The organism is Rhodococcus sp. NPDC057297 (genome assembly GCF_042667435.1).
Taxonomy (GTDB): domain Bacteria; phylum Actinomycetota; class Actinomycetes; order Mycobacteriales; family Mycobacteriaceae; genus Rhodococcoides.
This window is the reverse complement of sequence record NZ_JBHUZE010000008.1, coordinates 177,386-195,972: the sequence shown is the minus strand read 5'-3', so window position 1 is coordinate 195,972 and position 18,587 is coordinate 177,386. Positions and strand designations below refer to the sequence as shown.

Sequence of the window (18,587 nt, the reverse complement as noted above, 5' to 3'; positions counted from 1 at the left end):
CACAAGGCTCTAGCGGCGGGGATCTACCAATACCTTCGCGTGGGTGCTCTGTCCCGAATCCAGCTCGACGAACATGTCGGTCAACTCCCCGAGCCCGATCGTGCCGGTGTGCAGAGACGCGACATCGAGTCGCTTCTCGGCGATCGCGGTCATCGACCCGACGAAGTCCTCGTGGGAGTACGCCAACGATCCGATGACCGTGAGCTCGCGACTCTGCCAATCGCCGTAGCTCACCTGCGAGTCCGTTCCCGGGTAGCCCAGCAGCGACAGCACTCCGCCCCGACGAACCAACTGTGCCGACGGCTGGAGAAGACTTGCCACTCCGGTGCATTCGAAGAGAACGTCGGCACCGAGTCCGTTGGTTGCTCCGCGCAGCACGCGATCGAGGTCGGCCGGTTCCACCACGTCGGTGAACCCGAGCCGCGTCGCCTGCTCGCGGCGATGCGGTGACGGTTCGGAGACGATCACCCGGCCGGCACCGGCGTTGCGGGCGAGCTGCGCCGTGAGCAAGCCGATGGGCCCGGCTCCCTGCACCACCACGGTCGATCCGAGCGTCATGGCGGTCCGCTTCACTGCATGGAAAGTCACGGTCGCCGGTTCCACGAGGGCGGCTTCCTCGTCCGTGAGCGCGTCGGGCACCGCGACCACGCGACGGGCCGAGACGGTGAGCGTGGTGCCGAATCCGCCGTGCACCGGTGCGTCGTCGGTGATTCCGTTGGCCTCGGCGAACGCCAGATCACAGTGCGCTGCGTGTCCTGCCGTGCATTGAGGGCACCGCCCGCATGCTGGGCCCACTCCGCCGACGACCCGCTGCCCGACAGCAACGGTCGTGACGTCCTTGCCGATCGCGGAGACCGTTCCGGTCCACTCGTGGCCGAACACAGCCGGGGGCAGGGCAGCCGACGAGTACCCGTGGGTGTCGGTCGCGCAGATCCCGCAGTACCTGATGTCCACGATCACGCCGTCTTCCGCCGGCTCGGGTGCGTGTGCCTCGTCCACGGTCTCCGCTTGCTGCGGAGCAACGACACGGACGTAACGCTGGGCTTCCAACACGGACATGATGGTTACTTCCTTTGCAGACACTTCATAAAGTATCTACAACCATACGCTCCAGCTCACCTGGGTGAGCGGGTGTGCCAGTCCGTCACCGCCTGATAGCGCGAACCCATGCCGAACAGCTGCTGTTCGTGGTGGGCAGCGGCAGTGAGCTGCATTCCCACCGGCATACCCGAGCGGGAGTGGAATCCGACGGGAACAGCAAGAGTCGGACCCTCGTGCAGAGACCAGGGGTAACTGAACTGACCCATCCGGCGAGACTGGGCGACGACGTCGTCTCCCCCGTCGATGCGGGGAACGTCCACCGGCATCGTGGGGGTGAGCACCACGTCCACGTCCGTGAACACCTTCTTCAGTCCGGTGCGATACTCCGTTCGACCGCGGACGGCTGCCGCCCGTCGGGCATCGGAGATGCTCAGCCCGAGGGAGATTCTTTCGAGTGTCGCGGGCTGGAACAGTTCCGGTTGTCGGTCCACGCGGGTTCGGTGCCGGTGCGCCAGGTCCGAGTAGACGATGGTGTAGACGATGTCCTGAGCGTCGGCGACGCCCGGGATCTCGATCGGCACGACGTCGTAGCCGAGGGTTTCCAGAACTCGGGTTGCGGCATGGACGGCGTCGGCGACACCGCTGTCGACGTCGTCGGTGAAGAACGTGGTGGGAACACCGATCCGCCGGGTTGTCGCTGCGGCCGATGCTGGGTGGTCGGCGAGGACGCTGAACAGCCGGGCAACACCGTCGACCGTCCGTGCCATCGGCCCGACGGTGTCGAACTCCTCGCTGACCGGGAACACACCGTCGTTGCTGATCGCTCCCCAGGTCGGCCGGAGTCCGACGACACCGCACGCCGACGACGGCAGCCGCACCGAACCTCCGGTGTCCGTTCCCAGTGATGCGTCGACGAGTCCCGCGGCCACCGCGGATCCCGATCCCCCGCTGGAGCCCCCGGGTACCCGGCTCGTGTCCCACGGATTTCGAGGGACGGCGGCCGCGGTGTTCTGCGAAGTGACTCCGACCGCGAACTCAGCCATGTTCAGCTTCGCAGTGATCCGAGCGCCCGCGTCGAGCAGTCGAGCGACGACCTCCGCGTCGCGATTCGCCACGTGCCCGTCGAAGAATCTCGATGCACACGTGGTGGCCACCCCGTCGACATCGATGTTGTCCTTGACGCCGATTCTCATCCCGGCCACGGGGCCGGTGCCTGACCCGGCGCGGTCACACCAGGTGATGACCGCGCCGAGATCGGTCAGGCCGCGCTCCCGGCGCGCAGGCCCGCAGTTGCTTCCTCGTCGACGGTCCAGTTCTCGGTGTTCACGACCACACCGTAGTCACGGCGCGCGTCTTCCTCGGTCAGGTACTCGTCCCACACGTCGCTGAGCACCTGGAACGGGTCACGCTCGAATGGATTTCCGAAACCGCCGCCCGACGGGAGTTTGATCTCGAGCGTGTCGCCGGCCCGGATGGTTTCCTGAGTGACCTTGGAGTACAGCACTTCCTCGCGATCGGTCCCGGCGTTGCGGGTGAAGGATCCGGACACACCGTTGTGACCGCCCAGCGCGCCCGCCGGGGCGTCGGAGCGATTGTCTGCTTCCGAGCCGAGGAACGTGTCGGTCTCCATGAGCCACTTGCGTACGCTGCCGATGCCGCCGCGCCACCGCCCGGGAGCGGGGGCCTCGTCACGCAGTTCGTATCGCAGAGCCCGCATCGCGTGATTGAGCTCGAGTTCCTCGATCGGATTGTTTCGGGTGTTGGCCATCAACGCGTCGACGGCATCCATCCCGTCCTTGCCGTTCCGGCCGCCGTAGGATCCCTCGTTGATTTCGATGTAGACCCAATAGGATTCGCCGTCCGGCGCGATCCCGGAGTACGCGATCGCACACAGCGCTGCGGACGAACCGGCGACGGCGTGATCGGGAAGTACTGGTGCAAGCGCCAGGTTGATCGAGTCGAACACTCGATTGACCTGGGAGAAACGAGCGAAGCACGACGCCGGGAAGTCCGGGTTGAAGATGGTTCCCTCGGGTGCGTATGCCTTGACGGGCCGGAAGCACCCGTCGTTCTGCGGCACGAATTCCTCGGTGACGTCCTCGTCGAGCAGAATCGTGCGGATGGCCGAGACAGCCACGGGTAGAACGGAACCCTCGAACGGGACGTTGAACGCCGTCGGCACCTGACTGTTGGACCCGGTGAGATCGATGAGGATGTCCTCGCCGTCGACCTGGACTCGCACGGCCACCGCAAGCGGTCTACCGCGGTTCTTGCCGTCGTCGTCGAGGTAGCCGATGGGCGCGGAGTAGCTGCCGTCGGGGATCTCCCGAATCTTGTTCCGCAGCATCTTCTCCGAGTAGTCCATCCACCGCTCACCGGCACTCATGACGGTGTCGAGGCCGTACTTCTCCAGTAGCTCGGTGAACCGCTTCTCCCCGATCCGAGAGCAGGCAATGAGGGCTTCGAGGTCGCCGCGGTTCTGCTCCGGCGTGCGCACGTTGTCGAGGATGTGCTGGATCAGGTAGTCGTTGCGAACTCCGGCCTCGTAGATCTTCATGGAGTCCATGAGTTTGCCTTCGGCCCAGACGTCGACGACATCCATGCACAGTCCCGGGAAGTTTCCCCCGACATCCGATACGTGACCTGTGCAGCCGGCGAAGCCGATGTGCTCGCCCTGCCAGAAGATGGGGATGATCACGCCGTAGTCCGGCGAGTGCGCCGCCCCGTGGTACGGATGATTGTGCAGGATGACATCGCCCGGCTTGTACGTTCCCGCGAGCCGACGGTTGACTCCGCGGATGTAGGCGGGAATCGAACCGCAGTGCATGGGTGTGGAATCCGATTCGCAGAGCTCTCGTCCGTTGACGTCGAAGATGCCCGCGCCGAGGTCCTCGGACTCACGGATGAGGCTCGAATACGCCATTCGGTAGAGGACCTGCGCCATTTCCTTGGCCATGGACTGCAGTGCACCACCGATGACACGCAACGTGATCGGGTCGACCTCGACGTCGTTCCACGTTCGTGTTGCCTCACCGGCGAGTGACACTCCGGTCTTGGGCATCAGCGCCTTGCTCATGCGGATTTCCTCTCGATGATGATGTGGCCGACGGCGTCGACTTCTGCGCGCTGATTCATGCCGACGATGGTGGTCGAGTCGAACTGTTCGACGATGGCGGGCCCGTCGAACGTGTTGCCGGCGAGCAGCAGTGATCGCTCGTAGACCGGCGTCTCCACCCATTCGGGTTTGGCTGTCTCGTCGGCCCAGAACAGAGCCTGCGTCGTGGTCTTGATCGCGGCCGACGCGTCGGCGCCGCCTTTTTCGATGTCGGCGATGCGGACGTGAGGAACCGCGCCGACGCCGGTGACCCTGATGTTGATGAGCTGAACAGGTTTGTCGTCGAAGCGTTGTGAGTAGGTACGGCCGTGGGCTTCGTGGAACGCCTCGGCGGTGGTCTTGATCCACACGTCGTCGATCGCACCGTCGGGTGCTTGCACACGCAGTTCGTAACCCTGGCCGACGTATCGACAGTCGACGCTACGTTCGAGCGAGATGTTCTCGGCCGCAACGCCGTCGGCTTCGAGTTGCGCGATTGCCTGTTGGGACAATCGTTCCATCTGCGACGCGACCAGTTCGATGTCCGGGTCGGCCGACGTCGTCCACACCGTCGTGGGCACCTCGTAACGGATGTCGGTGGTCAGAAGCCCGACGGCCGAGGTGATGCCAGGGTGGCCCGGCACGATCACGCGAGGGATACCGAGTTGGTCGGCGATCTGCCAGGCGAACAGAGGCCCGGCGCCGCCCTCGGCGATCAGCGAGAAGTCGCGTGGGTCATACCCTTTGCGCACGGAGTGCAAGCTGATGGCCTCGGTCATCGAGTGCGCCAGAATCTTGAAGATACCCATTGCCGCTTCGTCGAGCGGGGTGCCGAGCTTGTCCGCGATGTGGGACTGAATGGCCTCACGGGCGAGTTCGGGCTTCACTTCCATGGTGCCGGACAGGAAACTGTTCTCCCGCAGCCAGCCCATCGAGACCATGGCGTCGGTCGAGGTGGGTTCGGTGCCGCCGCGGTCGTAACAGGCAGGACCCGGCACTGCTCCCGCACTGCGCGGCCCGACGCGGAACATGCCACCGTCGTCGACGACAGCGATGGATCCACCACCGGCACCGATGGTGTCGACCTCCGCCATCGGCACCATGGCGTGGTAGTCACCGATGCGGGTGTCGAGCAGGTGTTTCATGCGCAGTGCACCGTCGGGTGCCACGCCGACGTCGGCGGAGGTGCCACCGACGTCGAGGGTGATGACGCTCGGATATCCCGACGCCTTGCCGATTGCGCATCCGCCGAGCAGACCGGCGATGACGCCACTTGTCAGCAGCGACACCGGGATCTCGCTCGCGCTGCGCGATGTCACGAGGCCGCCCGCGGAGGTCATCAGGTGAACGTCCTCGCCGACCTGGGCATCCCGCGCCTTGCCGGCCAGGTTCGCGATGTACTTGGAGGTCTTCGGGCCGATGAATGCGTTCAGCGCAGCCGTCGAAAAGCGCTCGTACTCACGGTATTGCGGTGCGACCTCGCTGGAGAGGGAGACGAACACATCGGGGAATTCCTCGGCGATGATCGCCTTGACGCGTTGCTCGTGCGTCGGGTTGCGGTAGGAGTGCAGGAATGCGACAGCGATCGCCTGCACTCCGCGCTGCTTCAGCAGGCGCACCTGCTCGCGTACGGCGTCCTCGTCGAGCGGAGTCAGGACGGCGCCCGCGGCATCGATGCGTTCCGGCACGACGCGTCGGTTACGGCGCGGCACCAATTGCCACTTCTGCCACGGAAGGTCCTGGTAGTTCGAGTAATTGAGCGGGCGCTTCTTGCGGGCGATGTGGAGAAGGTCGCGGAAACCTTCGGTGGTGATCATGCCGACGTCGCATCCGTTGTGTTCGAGCACGATGTTCGTCGCCACGGTCGTACCGTGGAAGAACATGTCGATCTCCGACGGATCGATCCCCGCTCGTTCGGCGAGAACGGCGATGCCGTCCATGGTGCCGATGGAGGGATCGTGATTGGTCGACGGCGTCTTGTGCACCACGACGGTTCCGTCGTCGTCCCACAGCACGAGGTCGGTGAACGTTCCTCCGACATCGACTCCAATTCGTTTCATCAAAGCTTCCGTTTCTGCCGGCGCCCACTGTGGAGCGGAGAGGTGCTGAGTAGGCTCTTTCGACCCTGCGAGTGTCGTGGATCACTGATGCAAGGTGACACGAGTCATAGTGCCTGCCGATCCCGGCGAACGCAATACCTCTGATGTTTCTGCTCCGCACAGGCCCGGACGGGCCTCTTCCATCGGTACGATCCGGCGTGCCGACGCTAAAGAACGGATGATTCGACCGGACGTACACGTCACACGGGTTACGCTCATCGGCGACCAGACCCTGCGACCAGACCCTGCGACGAACGGACAGTGAGGACCTCGACGTGACCGATACGGTGCCGAAAAGCGGACCTGCGTATGCAGTCCTGGCCACTCGCTTGCGTGAGCGCATCCTGTCGGGAGAACTTCAACCGGGTCAACGACTGCCCGGGGATGCCGAGCTGACCGCAGAGTTCGGGGTCGGCAGGAGCACCATTCGCGAGGCGCTCAGATCTTTGGCCAGCCAGAATCTCATCCAAACGACGCGCGGAGTCACCGGCGGCAGCTTCGTCTCCGCCCCCACCGTCGGGCACATCAGTGCCCACCTGGAGACGGGGGTCGCCTTGATGGCAGCTGCGGAGACCGTGACCGTGGATCAGCTCATGGAGGTGCGCAATCTGATGGAGGTGCCGGCCGCGGGAATCGCCGCGTTTCGTCGCACCGACGAGCACATCGCGCAGTTACGCGAGACGATCTTCGACCCCACCGACGCCCAGGGTCCAGAGACGTTCACCAAGAATCAGGAGTTCCACCTGGTCTTGCTCCGCGCGGCCCAGAACCCGCTGCTCGAGTTGATCACTGCACCCGTCTTCCGGGTGTTGTCGGGCAGATTCGGCCGCGACCACGCCCCGGACGGTTTCTGGACGTGCGTCGACCACGACCATCGCGCGATTCTCGACGTCGTCGCCGACGGCGATTCCATGGGCGCGATGGACCTGATGCGCAAGCACCTCGACCACCTGGGTGATTCCTACCGCCAGATGGACATCCTGCGGTAATCATCTGCTGATTGTGCGAGTGGCCCGTGACGAGCTCGAGCAAAACTCTGATGTTTCGCCGCGATACGCGGTGGCTCAGTCGAGTGCGGAACGGTCCGGCTCGCCGCGGAATCGGGAGACCGAGCCGTCGATACGGAGCTTCTTCCACAGGTATTTGGCGGTGCGGTTGGTCATGCCGATTTCGTCGACCAGCATTCGGACGTCGCCGAAGTAGGACTGCAGTTGGTTGCTGCCCACCGGGCCACCCCAGTACGCCTCTTTGACGACCGAACGTGGAATGTCCAGGTCTGCGGCCAGTCTGCGCGGTGGCGCCATGATCACGCCGGCGAGCCAGCGCATGATGATCGGCGTCGACACCGAGACGAGCCACTTGTTGATTCTGCCGAGGTTCGGGTAGTGCTGACGGAGGAAGTGGTGCGCGAACGAGATGTGACGCGCTTCCTCGGCGATGTGAATCTCCATGGTGCGCAACATGGCCGGGGGAACGTCCTTACCCTGCCGGATGACTTCCTTCTGCCAGTGGTCGATCGGCTCTTCGCCCGCGAGGATTCCGATGAAGAACACGACGGGGAACGCTGCGCCCAGCATGCCCATCGTCGGTGAGGCGAGGCGGAAGTCGGTGCGCATACCCGGCACGTCGGCCCCGGATCGGTTGACCAACTCCTGGAACATCTGAATGTGGTTGCACTCCTCGGTGATCTCGTGGAGGCAGTACCGAAATTCGAGCGAGTTGTTCGGCATCTTCATGATGAACTGCATCATTCCGCGGATGAGGATGCTCTCGAACGCGGCACCTACCTTGACCGAGTTGATCTGGATGTGGTGTCCGATCTCGATCTGCCGTCCGCGCGGAAGTTGCTGGTACCACGCAGTCCCGCCGAGCGGATGGTAGTTCGGCAGTATCCACCGGGGATCGTGCGAGAACATCTGGAACTCTTCGCTGTCCCAGTCGATGTCTCGGTAGGGGTCGAAATTGCGGCGCACCGAACCTTCGGACAGAACATCGAGCATTTCGCGGTACGTCTCGACCGGAAGCCTGGTAGACCTGCCGGCACGTGACGTGCTCTTGCCGGTAACTGTAACCATGCGATCCTCTTCCCGTCCGTCACCGGCAATACGCCTGGTGGCAGCCCATCCACTCGGAAACAATCATGCTTGCTGGTAACCAAAGTTACACACACTTCTTCGGGATGGGAAGGGTCTTTCGACAACGAACATGCCCGGTGTCGGTGATCGATCACCGACACCGGGCATGGTTCATCCGATGTTGCCGCCTACGAGGGTCTAGCCGGTCACACCCGTCAGCTCGTTGGGTGTGTGGGCGAGCTCGCCCGTCTGGGTGACCTCGCCCGTGGACAGGTCCACGGCGTGGATCGAGTTCTTCGCCGGGTCCGAGACGAAGGCAGTTCCCTCGTGAACGAACAGCGCGGGGCGCGGCTCCTGCCACTTGACCGGTTCTTCCCACGCGTCGACGACGGGGATGGTCTGCGTGACGGACTTGCTGTTCACGTCGATGACGTGGAGCGCACCGTCGGTGCCGAGCACGATCGCTTCGCCTGCCGGTCCGCGTCCGAGCGAGCGGAAGGTGTAGCTGGTTCCGAGGTCGACGAGTGTGAGTTCGCCAGTCACGGTGTCGGTCAGCGAAACCCGGGTCGGACGCTCGAGCTCTGCGTCGGGATCGACCTTGTAGTCGCCGAGCAGAACCGGTGAGTCCTCGTCGCCGGCCTGGTTGCCGATGCGGCCGTATGCGTCCGGGCTCTGGACCTTGGTGATGGCACCATCACGGTAGATGAGCAGACCGTCCTGGCAGCCGACCACGACGGTCTCGTCGGCTGCAACAGCCTCGCCGTGCACGCCAGGGCACTCTTCGTTGCGGACGATTTCCTTGCGGTCGGCGTCCAGGACGACGATGCCGGTGCGCTCGTCCTCGTTACCGAGGGTGGTGAGCAATGCGCCATCCGAGAGTTCCACCGCGACACCGTGATGCGCCTCGGGCGTGGTGTAGGTGTCGGTCTCGGGCTTCTCGCCCTCGAGCAGCGCAGCTGATTCGAAGATCTCGACCTTGCCGGTACCGTCGTCGAACAGAACGGTCTTGCCGTCGTGCCGGACGACGTGCCCCGGTGTGGTGGCGTCGAACTCGACGTCGGTGAGTGCCGGCGTCGACGTGAAATGCTCCGAACCCGAGGTCCAGGTGCCGGCATCGAGTGCGGTGAAAGCACCTGAGCCACTGACGAAGACGTGGCGGCCGTCGCCGGCGGGGTTGAGTCGCGTGAAGCCGTCGATACCGGTGACGTCGTCGACGGTCTCGAGAGTGGCAGCGTCGAGGACCAGGACACCGCCGTCGTAGCTGACCGTCAAGCGCGGCGTCGCAGCGGAATTGGACACGGGTGCAGCTGCGGCCGAGCTTTCGCTGGTTTCACTGTCGGTCGAATCGGAAGAAGAGGAGCAGGCTGCCAACAAGGCAACCGAGGTGCCCAGCGCAACGACGGCGCCGAGCGATCGAGTGGTGCGGTTGTTCATCATGTTCCAAAGAAGTACAGGTACATGCAAATGATTGTCAAAGCCTATAGTGCGCACAAATGCATGTGTGACAAGCACTTTCACCTGCGTGTGCGCACCGTGGCACGCACACGCAGGTGTGGGTCAGCGCAGTCCCGCAGCGATGGCGGTCGAGTTGAAGTCCATCATGTCGAGATACGTCGGTGCATCCGAGTTCCCGTCCCCCAGCGACTCGGTGAACAGCTTCACGACGTCGACGTCGACTCCTGCTTCCGACGCCATGACCTGCGCCAGCCTGTCGGGCTGGGACGAGTCGACGAAGATGGTGGGCACGCCCGCGTCGCGCACGGTACCCGCGAGATCCGACAGGTCGGACGCACTCGGAGACGCCAGCGTCGTGCCGCTCGGGATGACTGCACCGATGACCTCGAAGTCGTAACGGTCTGCGAGGTAACCGAACACGTGGTGGTTCGTCACCAACTTGCGATTGACGATCGGCGCGAACCGCTCCTGCATGCGTCCGTCCAACTCGACGAGCTGGGCGTCGTAGTCCTGCGCGGCGGCTTCGACGTCGACGCCGTCCAGTGACTCGGTCACCGCATCCTTGATCAGCCCGACAGCCGTGCGCATACGTTCCGGGTCCGTCCAGATGTGGGGATCCGCGGCGCCCGACGACTGCCCGGAGACGTAGTCGATGGGGTCGACGCCGGGGCCGACCTCGAGAATGTCGGTGCCGTTCGCCCGTGCTGCGTCGATCGTCTTGGCGACGCCTTCCTCCAGCCCGAGACCGTTGGCGATCAACAGATCCGCCGATTCCACCCGCGCAGCCTCCGCTGCGGAGATCTCGAACGAATGCGGATCCGAGTTGGGCGGCATGAGCACCAGCACGTCGGCCTGGTCTCCGACGATGTTGGAGGTGATGTCGCCCAGAATGTTGGTGGTCACCACGATCGTCGGTGTGCCCGACGAGTCCGCACCCGAGCAGCCTGCCAGAATCAGCGCGGCCGGGAGGACCGCCAGCAGAAGCTTTTTCATGCGCCGATCACACCGATCGATGCGGGCGTGAAGTCGAAGTCGAAGGTTCGCGCGACGCGACCGCCGTCGCGGTAGTCGATTTCGGTGACCGTCCTGGCCACGGGATCGGAGACGTAGGCGCGGGTACCGCCGACCTGAAGTTCGGGCGCGTCGCCGTCGTCGGTCGTCGGTCGAACCACGGACGTGGACGACGTTTCGGCACCGGTCACCGCGTCGAACACACGGAACGTACCGTCCGCCTGCACGGAGAACACGGTCTTGCCGTCGCTCGACACTCCCGCCGACAGCGCCTCGTCGGCGGTCCTGGCCTGCACCCACTCCCCCGACCTCGTGTCGAGCACGAGAACCCCGGTCTCCGTCGGCGCGGCAACGAGTGCGCCCCGCGAACCGTGAGCGAACGACCATGCCCGAGCGTCGGGCGTCGGGTACGGAAACTTCGTCGTCGCGAAATCCGCCGATGCATCCACCTTCAGCACGCCGTCCTCGCAGGCGACGACGAAGTAGTTGGAGAACACCGCTTCCCCATGCATCTCCGGGCAGGCCGCGTCCAGCGGACGAACGACGTCACCCGAGCTGTCGCGCAATTCGAGACCCGTCGGCAGGTCTTCCTCCGTCCCACCGGTGGAGACCACGAAGTGATCGGACAGCGGAACCGCGATGCCGTGATGAGCGTTGGACTCGATCGTCGTCGCAACCGTCGACTCGGACTTGCTCAACGAATCGAAGTCGACGACATCCGCACGCCCGGCACCATCGAAGAACACCGACACCTTCCGGTCACCAGCGATGACGTGCGCGGGCTCGGCACCGTCGAGCGAGCCGATGTCGACGGGATCCTTGGTGTACGAATGCGTGTGGTCGCCGTGGTCGATCGTCCACGAGCCGGGATCGAGCAGATGCGCATGCTCGTCGTCGGTCGCGACGGCATAGCGACCGTTGATGGTCGTGATGATCGACGCGTTTTCGACATCGAACGTGTGGACGGACTCCTCGGTGGCGAGATCGAGAACCTCGATGCGACCGGAGTCGGCGTCGGCGACAACGAGTCGAGGCTCCGGACCCTCGACCTCGGTCGACCCCGCCTCCGCAGCCAGGTCACTACCCGCCCGAGCAGTGCCGGGCTCCTCCACAACGGGTGCATCTTCCGCGCCACTACCGCACCCCGCAGCAGTCAGGGCAACAATGCCAATGGTCAGAACGGTTTCACGGGCGATCACAGAACTCCTCGGAGCAGAAATGATAACGATTGTCGTTTATGTTAAACCATCGCCCAAGCCGAGCCCTACAGCCCCGGTTGGCACCCCCGGTCCGAGCGAAAGTGGGGTTCAGTCCGTCTGACTGACCAAACGGGTCGTTCGCTCCGGAACAGTGCAGCCCCGTTCGTCCGCACCCACCACCCCGCTCGGAGTAAACGTGCACCCCGGTTCGGAGCGAACGTGATGTTCGGTCAGTCAGACTGACCAAACGGTTCATTCGCTCCGGGATGGTGGACCCTCGATCGTCCGCACTCACCACCCCGGTTCGGAGCGAACGTGGCGTTCAGTCACTCTGAGTGACCGAACGGTTCATTCGGTCCGGGAAAGTGCACCCGCAGACACGTTCGGGACTTCCGAGGGACGGGTGCGCGAGAGTACGGATTTGCCCATGGCGACGAGGAAGAATTGGAGTACGGCCAGGCCGGCGATGGTGGCGCCGGCGGCGGTGTTGGCGTGCCAGGAGACGAGGAGTCCGGTGATGGTGGCGGACCAGCCGAGGAGGGTGGCGATGATCATCGACTGCACGATGGATCGCCCGAAGAGGTAGGCCGTGGCGGAGGGTGCGACGAGTAGGCCGAAGACGAGGAGTGTTCCGACGATTCGGAAGGATGCGACGACGGCCAGGACCACCAGGGCCAGGAGTACGACGTGTGCGAGGCGGGGCCGGAAACCGAAGGTGTGGGCTTTGCGTTCGTCGAAGACCATGGCGACGAAGGGGCGGTAGGCGACGACGGAGACGACGAGTGCGACGGCGGCTGCGACGACGAGGAACACCAGGTCCGCGTAGGTGGCAGAGAGGACGTCGCCGAAGAGGAAGGACGTCAGGTCGACGGCGAAGGATCGCGCGCGGGAGACGATCACCACGCCGAGTGCGAGCATGCCGACGAAGAGCAGTCCGATTCCGGTGTCCTCGGACAGTCGGGAGTTGCGGGAGACCCAGGCGACGCCGCCGATCATGACGACGGCACTCACTGCCGCTCCGATGAGCAGGTTCGCGCTGAGGAGGTACGCGATCGCGACGCCGGGCAGCATTCCGTGCGACACGGCATCGCTCAGGAATGCCATGCCGCGCAACACGACCCATGTTCCGACGAGCGCGCACAGTATCGACACGAGCATGCCAGCCCAGAGGGCGCGCTGCACGAACGAAACAGCGAAGGGGTCGAGTAGCCAGTCCACGGCCTGGAACCCTATGCGATAATGGTTGTCGTGAGCGAATCCGTGTCTGTTCGATCCCTGACCGTCCGGTACGGCAACACCGTTGCCCTCCACGACGTCAGTGCGTCGTTCGAGCCCGGCACTGTCACCGCTCTCGTCGGTCACAACGGTTCCGGCAAATCGACCGTGTTAAAATCTCTTGCAGGCATCGTCGAGCCCGCGTCGGGTGCGGTCGACATTCGACACAGACGCATCTGTTACGTTCCGCAGCGCAGTGACATCAACGATCGGATGGCTGTCACCGTCGGCGAGGTCGTTGCGATGGGGACGTGGCCACGTCGCGGAATCCTCGGTCGGGCCAGTGCTGCGGATCGCCGTGCCGTCGACGAGGCCATCGATCGACTCAAACTGACCGATCTCCGGTCGCGACGGTTGGCGGAGTTGTCCGGTGGGCAGCGTCAGCGGGCGCTGCTGGCGCAGGCGCTCGTCGAGCACGGCGATCTGGTTCTTCTGGACGAGCCGACGACGGGTCTCGACGCGGAGGCCCGCGAGATCATCAACAGCGCCGTCGACGACGAGGCGGCCCGCGGCGCCGTGGTGGTCATGGCCACTCACGACGCCGACGATGCAGATCGCGCGGATGTCACCATCACTCTCGGGCGCGGGGAGATTTTGTCGTCAACGTGTCGTGACCGTCAATTCGTCGGTGGCGGGGCTCACGACGGCAGGCTCGCGTCCGGACAGTAGGTCCAGCACGGCTTTGGGCCGCGCGAGCCATTCGCGACCGAAGTTGCGGAGCAACGCAAGTCGGTTGCATTCGCATTCTGCGTCCACCCCGTCGACGTCGATGCCTGCGTCCCGGCACAGCGCGACAGCTCTGGACACGTGCAAGCCTTGACTGACGACGAGCGCCTTCTCGACCCCGAAGGTTGTCGCGGCGCGCCAGCAGGTGTCGTAGGTGTCGAGGCCGTAGTCGTCGCCGACGATCTTGTCGGACGGGATTCCGGCGTCGACGAGATATTCGGTCATGGCAGCGATTTCGTTGCCGGACCGACCGTTCGCATCACCGGAGACCAGAACCGCGCGGGCTCGACCGGACTCGAACAGCGACACAGCAGCGTCGAGCCGACCTTCCAGGTACTTCATCGGCTTGCCGTCGCGCACCTGGGATCCGAGGACGATGACCACCGGCGCGGCAGGTGCGTCGGCGGCGTCGTGCACCCGCCCGAAGGACACGGTCGCCACCCATGCCGCCGACGCGAGGACAACGGCGAGCACGCCGACGACCAGGCCGACCGCCACTCGCCACAACTTCTTTCTCAACGAACTCCCGATCTCCGCCCGACGCTACCGGGCGTCACCGTACCGGCCGAGATTGAGGGATCTCTGAGGCAGTCGCCCGCTGTTCAGAGCAGGGCCAGCGCGGCGTCGATCGGCGCACGGTCGCCGAGAGGCGAGATGGCACCGACGTAGCCGTCGGGCCGCACGAGAACGACACCGTCGGGTGTCTTGAGCCCGTACCGCTGCGCGATCTTGCGCTCGGGATCGTCGACGACGACGGGAGTCGTGCCGGGCACCGACATCGAGAGGGTGCCGGCGACCAGGAGGTGGTCGTTCGGATGCTCCCGATGTGCCCGAGCGAGGCTGTGCCACAACTCGGTTCCGGCGACCGACGGCGCCGCGTCGCCAGGTGCCACGTGCCCGTGCACGCCTTGCCGCACGATCGGGCTGCCGTGGTAGGCGACGGTGAATTCCTCCATCTCGTCGGCGATCCGGTGCTGTGCGAACTCGGTCCCCGCAACGATACGCAGCACCTTGTTGCGCACGGTCCGAACGACTTTGGATTCGACGGTGGCAGCGGTGGTCAAGGTCGTCGTCTCGGCGATGACGTGAGCGGCGACGGGATGCCGCTCGTCGTGGTAGCTGTCGAGGAGCAGTTCCGACGCGTTCCCCCTCGTCGCCGCTGCGAGTTTCCAGCCGAGGTTGAACGCGTCCTGCATCCCGGTGTTCATACCCTGCCCGCCCGCGGGACTGTGCACGTGGGCGGCGTCGCCGGCGAGGAAGACCCTGCCGGTCCGGTACCTCGGCACCTGAGCGTGATGGATCTCGAATGTCGTCAGCCACCGGGGCGAGCGCAGGTGCACGCCGAGTCCTCGCTGAGTGCACACGCGCTGCAACCAGTCCAACGACGGCGCCCGCCCGGCCTCGGATGCGTCGATCGCTGCGATGACGCGGACGCGGTCGCCGACCATCGGAAACAGCATCGCCGGGCCCGACCCGGCGGACGCGAAGATGTGCATCGCGCTCGTATCGAACGGGTAGGTGGCGTCGACGTCGCCCATCAGGAAGCGCTCACCCACGAACGAGCCCTGCAGCTTCAGACCGAGGTGATGACGAACGGTGCTCGACGCCCCGTCACATCCCACGAGGTATCGGCACGCCACGGTCGCGTCCCCGACCGTTGCCCGCACCCCATCGCCGTCCTGGACGAAGTCGGTCAGCTCCTCCCCGCGCTGGATCTCGACCCCCAGGTCGAGCAGCCGCCTCGTCAAGACGGCTTCGGTTTCCGTCTGTGCCGTGGTCACCGTGAACGGGTAGGCACTGTCGACGGTGTCCAGCGGAATCTGCGCCAACAACTTTCCGTCGGCGTGGAAGTGCACGCCCACTGTCGTACGTCCCGATGCCACGATGTCGTCGACGACGCCCAGTGCATCCATCATTTCCAGGCTCCGAGAATGAACGACGACGGCGCGGGATTCATCGGTGGGTTCGGTGCGGCGGTCGATGACGCGCACTCGTGTGCCGCGGCGAGCGAGGTCGACGGCGAGAACCAGCCCGACTGGGCCCGCTCCCACCACCAGGACGTCGGTATCGAAGATCGTCATGCTGGAGATGGTGTCTCGAAACCAGTCCCGTGCGCGACGAGTTCGGTGAGAATTCACCCGCCGTCGATGGCAAGAATCACCCGGGGCTTGCGTCCACGCGCGACCACCCGCTCGATCAGCATCACGATCCGAAATTCGACGCCGTACTTCCTTCGAATCAACTCGGTTGCACGGCGCGCGGGCTCGTCGGCGACGATGCGCGCGGTACCAGCGTGCGCGACGGCGTCGTCGGGCACCTTTCCTCGCCGGTTGCACGGGCGGAGTTCGACGCGTCCCGAGTTCCTGATTCGTTTGACCTTGCCACTGTCGGTCGGGGTGAGCACGATCAGTTCGTCCCCGTCGCGGCCGATCCACACCGGCGTCGAGACCGGCTCGCCGGATCTGCGGAACGTGGTGAGCGAGACGAACGGCTGGTCGCCGAGCGCGAGGAACGAAGCGGTCATGGATGCCAACGTACGCGCTGATCGGTTCGTTGCCGACGGCTCGAGTCACTGCCGATTCTGCGGGCGCACTCGGCGGTAGTCCGTATTGTGCAAGTGTGACGCGCAGCACACAGCGCACGGAATGATTGGGAGTGGAACGTTCATGAAGAGCACCATGCAGGACACCCCGTTGTCGATCGGCCAGCTCGTTCGGTTCGGGACGTCGATTCACCCGGCAGCGGAGGTCACGACCTGGAGCGAGCACGGTCCGTCGACCGTCACGTTCGAGCATCTGGGCAAGCGGGCGGCGCAGCTCGCTCATGCGCTCCGGTCGATCGGGATCGACGACGACCAGAGGGTCGCCACGTTCATGTGGAACAACGCGCCTCACATGGAGGCGTACATGGCCGTTCCCGCGATGGGCGCGGTGCTGCACACGCTGAACATTCGTCTCTTCCCCGAGCAGCTCACCTACATCGTGAACCACGCCGAGGACCAGGTGATCATCGCCGACGCCAGCCTCCTGCCGCTTCTGACTCCGCTGCTTCCGACGATGCCGACGGTGCGTCACCTCGTCGTCGTCGGCGTCGATCCTGCTGTAGTCGACGCGCCCGACGGGATCGAAGTGCTCGCCTACGAGGCCCTCCTCGAAGGCCGCCCGGAGGAGTTCGACTGGCCGGAGCTCGACGAACGATCGGCTGCAGCAATGTGTTACACGTCCGGAACCACCGGTGATCCGAAGGGCGTGGTGTACTCGCACCGTTCCATTTGGCTGCATTCCATGCAGGCATGCATGTCCGACGCGATGGGCCTCGCTCAGTCGGACAAGGTGCTGGCGATCGTGCCGATGTTCCACGCGATGTCGTGGGGGTTGCCGTACGCCGCGTTGATGGTCGGGGCGTCGTTGATCATGCCGGACAGGTTTCTGCAGCCCGCTCCCCTTGCCGAGATGATGTCGACGTTGCGTCCGACGGCTGCTGCTGCCGTCCCGACGATCTGGCAGGCACTGCTTGTTCATCTCGACGAGCATCCAGCCGACCTGTCGAGCCTGCGAGATGTCCTCGTCGGCGGAAGTGCCTGCCCGCCTTCGCTGATGCGCGCCTTCCACGAGAAGTATGGGATACACATCACGCAGGCGTGGGGCATGACGGAGACCTCGCCCGTCGGCACCTCGGGACGACCCGATGTCGGACTGTCGGCGGAGAAAGAATTCGATCTCCGTTGCACGCAGGGGCGTTTCGTCGCTGCGGTTCGCGCTCGCCTCGTCGACGACAGCGGAAAGGAACTGCCCTGGGACGGCAAGCAGGTAGGCGAACTGGAGGTGCGGGGGCCGTGGATCACCGGCAGTTACTACCGTAACGACGCGCATGACAAGTTCGACGACGGCTGGCTCCGGACCGGCGATGTCGGCACCATCTCCCCCGGCGGTTACCTGACGCTGACGGACAGATCCAAGGACATCATCAAGTCCGGTGGCGAATGGATCTCGTCGGTGGAACTGGAGAATTACGTCATGGAGCATCCGGCCGTGCGCGAGGCCGCGGTCATCGGAGTTCCCGACCAGAAGTGGGACGAGCGTCCTCTGGTCGCCGTCGTGGTGCGCGACGGCGAAAAGGTCGCGGCCGAGGAGTTGCGCGAATTCCTCGACGGTCGAGTTGCTCACTGGCAGTTGCCCGAACGCTGGACCTTCATCGACGAAGTTCCCAAGACCAGCGTCGGCAAGTACGACAAGAAGCGTCTGCGAAGCTCCCACGCCGACGGCGCGTTGAACGTCATCGAACTGGGCTGAACCTTTGCACTGCACTTTTTTCGGAGCGAACGGGCCGTTCGGTCAGTCTGACTGACTGAACTCCACTTTCGCTCGGAGCTGGCCGTGGATGCAGACGAACGAAGGTGCCTCCACCCGGCACTTTCTCCGGAGCGAACGGCCCGTTTGATCAGTCTGACTGACTGAACGCCACTTTCGCTCGGAACTGGTCGTGGATGCAGACGAACGAAAGTGCCTCCACCCGGCACATTCTCCGGAGCGAACGGGCCGTTCGGTCAGTCTGACTGACTGAACACCACTTTCGCTCGGAGCTGGTGGTGGGCGCGAATGGACGAAGGCGT

15 protein-coding genes are annotated in these 18,587 nt (G+C 64.7%); 3 read left to right on the top strand and 12 right to left on the bottom strand.

All coding sequences use genetic code 11. The features are described 5' to 3' along the window. Positions 1–9 precede the first annotated feature (9 nt). Genes ACFULT_RS21520 through ACFULT_RS21505 form a run of 4 tightly spaced genes read right to left on the bottom strand, consistent with a single transcriptional unit; the run spans position 10 to position 6,195 of the window. Positions 10–1,059 (bottom strand): zinc-binding dehydrogenase, encoded by a 1,050-nt coding sequence (locus ACFULT_RS21520; protein ID WP_378482413.1) that lies wholly within the window; start codon positions 1,057–1,059, stop codon positions 10–12. A 56-nt stretch (positions 1,060–1,115) separates the two neighbouring features. Beyond that, a complete protein-coding gene (locus ACFULT_RS21515; protein WP_378482456.1) occupies positions 1,116–2,282 on the bottom strand; it encodes an amidase in 1,167 nt (388 codons plus the stop codon). Between the two features lie 17 nt (positions 2,283–2,299). Continuing rightward, on the bottom strand, positions 2,300–4,117 hold the full coding sequence (locus tag ACFULT_RS21510) for a hydantoinase B/oxoprolinase family protein (RefSeq protein WP_378482412.1): 1,818 nt from the start codon (positions 4,115–4,117) through the stop codon (positions 2,300–2,302). Beyond that, positions 4,114–6,195: a hydantoinase/oxoprolinase family protein gene (locus ACFULT_RS21505; RefSeq protein WP_378482411.1), complete on the bottom strand. Its 2,082-nt coding sequence runs from the start codon at positions 6,193–6,195 to the stop codon at positions 4,114–4,116. Before ACFULT_RS21505 ends, ACFULT_RS21510 begins: the two co-directional genes overlap by 4 nt. A gap of 284 nt (positions 6,196–6,479) precedes the next feature. On the opposite strand from ACFULT_RS21505, the gene ACFULT_RS21500 reads away from it, so the two are divergent. After that, positions 6,480–7,223, top strand: a complete 744-nt coding sequence (locus tag ACFULT_RS21500; RefSeq protein WP_378482455.1) for a FadR/GntR family transcriptional regulator — start codon at positions 6,480–6,482, stop codon at positions 7,221–7,223. Between the two features lie 75 nt (positions 7,224–7,298). Here the strand turns inward: ACFULT_RS21500 and ACFULT_RS21495 are convergent, their stop codons facing one another. The 5 genes from ACFULT_RS21495 to aztB form a co-directional block, all read right to left on the bottom strand. Next, positions 7,299–8,309 carry a diiron oxygenase gene (locus ACFULT_RS21495; protein ID WP_206539348.1) on the bottom strand — a complete coding sequence of 337 codons (1,011 nt, stop codon included), beginning with the start codon at positions 8,307–8,309 and terminating at the stop codon, positions 7,299–7,301. Between the two features lie 198 nt (positions 8,310–8,507). After that, positions 8,508–9,746 (bottom strand): zinc metallochaperone AztD, encoded by a 1,239-nt coding sequence (gene aztD, locus ACFULT_RS21490; protein ID WP_378482410.1) that lies wholly within the window; start codon positions 9,744–9,746, stop codon positions 8,508–8,510. Positions 9,747–9,866: 120 nt separating this feature from the next. After that, a complete protein-coding gene (aztC, locus tag ACFULT_RS21485) occupies positions 9,867–10,757 on the bottom strand; it encodes a zinc ABC transporter substrate-binding protein AztC (protein ID WP_378482409.1) in 891 nt (296 codons plus the stop codon). Continuing rightward, positions 10,754–11,974 (bottom strand): hypothetical protein, encoded by a 1,221-nt coding sequence (locus tag ACFULT_RS21480; RefSeq protein WP_378482408.1) that lies wholly within the window; start codon positions 11,972–11,974, stop codon positions 10,754–10,756. Before ACFULT_RS21480 ends, aztC begins: the two co-directional genes overlap by 4 nt. Positions 11,975–12,322: 348 nt before the next feature. Next, positions 12,323–13,192 carry a zinc ABC transporter permease AztB gene (aztB, locus tag ACFULT_RS21475; RefSeq protein ID WP_378482407.1) on the bottom strand — a complete coding sequence of 290 codons (870 nt, stop codon included), beginning with the start codon at positions 13,190–13,192 and terminating at the stop codon, positions 12,323–12,325. A gap of 21 nt (positions 13,193–13,213) precedes the next feature. Here aztB and aztA point away from each other — a divergent pair, with 21 nt between their 5' ends. Continuing rightward, the gene (gene aztA / locus ACFULT_RS21470) at positions 13,214–13,918 is read left to right on the top strand and encodes a zinc ABC transporter ATP-binding protein AztA (protein ID WP_378482406.1); all 705 of its coding nucleotides are present in this window, start codon (positions 13,214–13,216) and stop codon (positions 13,916–13,918) included. Here the strand turns inward: aztA and ACFULT_RS21465 are convergent. From ACFULT_RS21465 to ACFULT_RS21455, 3 genes are all read right to left on the bottom strand, one after another. Beyond that, entirely contained in the window at positions 13,850–14,473 is a 624-nt protein-coding gene (locus ACFULT_RS21465) for a vancomycin high temperature exclusion protein (RefSeq protein WP_378482454.1), read from the bottom strand. The genes aztA and ACFULT_RS21465 overlap by 69 nt on opposite strands. A gap of 104 nt (positions 14,474–14,577) precedes the next feature. Beyond that, positions 14,578–16,056: an FAD-dependent oxidoreductase gene (locus ACFULT_RS21460; RefSeq protein ID WP_378482405.1), complete on the bottom strand. Its 1,479-nt coding sequence runs from the start codon at positions 16,054–16,056 to the stop codon at positions 14,578–14,580. 53 nt (positions 16,057–16,109) lie between these two features. After that, entirely contained in the window at positions 16,110–16,499 is a 390-nt protein-coding gene (locus ACFULT_RS21455) for a PPOX class F420-dependent oxidoreductase (RefSeq protein WP_378482404.1), read from the bottom strand. A 142-nt stretch (positions 16,500–16,641) separates the two neighbouring features. On the opposite strand from ACFULT_RS21455, the gene ACFULT_RS21450 reads away from it, so the two are divergent. Beyond that, positions 16,642–18,267, top strand: a complete 1,626-nt coding sequence (locus ACFULT_RS21450) for a long-chain fatty acid--CoA ligase (RefSeq protein WP_378482403.1) — start codon at positions 16,642–16,644, stop codon at positions 18,265–18,267. The last annotated feature ends 320 nt before the right edge of the window (positions 18,268–18,587 follow it).

Coding starts and splice junctions, on each gene's coding strand:
- ACFULT_RS21520 (WP_378482413.1), bottom strand. CDS start 1,059: ATGTCCGTGTTGGAAGCCCAGCGTTACGTCCGTGTCGTTGCTCCGCAG.
- ACFULT_RS21510 (WP_378482412.1), bottom strand. CDS start 4,117: ATGAGCAAGGCGCTGATGCCCAAGACCGGAGTGTCACTCGCCGGTGAG.
- ACFULT_RS21505 (WP_378482411.1), bottom strand. CDS start 6,195: ATGAAACGAATTGGAGTCGATGTCGGAGGAACGTTCACCGACCTCGTG.
- ACFULT_RS21495 (WP_206539348.1), bottom strand. CDS start 8,309: ATGGTTACAGTTACCGGCAAGAGCACGTCACGTGCCGGCAGGTCTACC.
- aztD (WP_378482410.1), bottom strand. CDS start 9,746: ATGATGAACAACCGCACCACTCGATCGCTCGGCGCCGTCGTTGCGCTG.
- aztC (WP_378482409.1), bottom strand. CDS start 10,757: ATGAAAAAGCTTCTGCTGGCGGTCCTCCCGGCCGCGCTGATTCTGGCA.
- aztA (WP_378482406.1), top strand. CDS start 13,214: ATGGTTGTCGTGAGCGAATCCGTGTCTGTTCGATCCCTGACCGTCCGG.
- ACFULT_RS21460 (WP_378482405.1), bottom strand. CDS start 16,056: ATGACGATCTTCGATACCGACGTCCTGGTGGTGGGAGCGGGCCCAGTC.
- ACFULT_RS21455 (WP_378482404.1), bottom strand. CDS start 16,499: ATGACCGCTTCGTTCCTCGCGCTCGGCGACCAGCCGTTCGTCTCGCTC.
- ACFULT_RS21450 (WP_378482403.1), top strand. CDS start 16,642: ATGAAGAGCACCATGCAGGACACCCCGTTGTCGATCGGCCAGCTCGTT.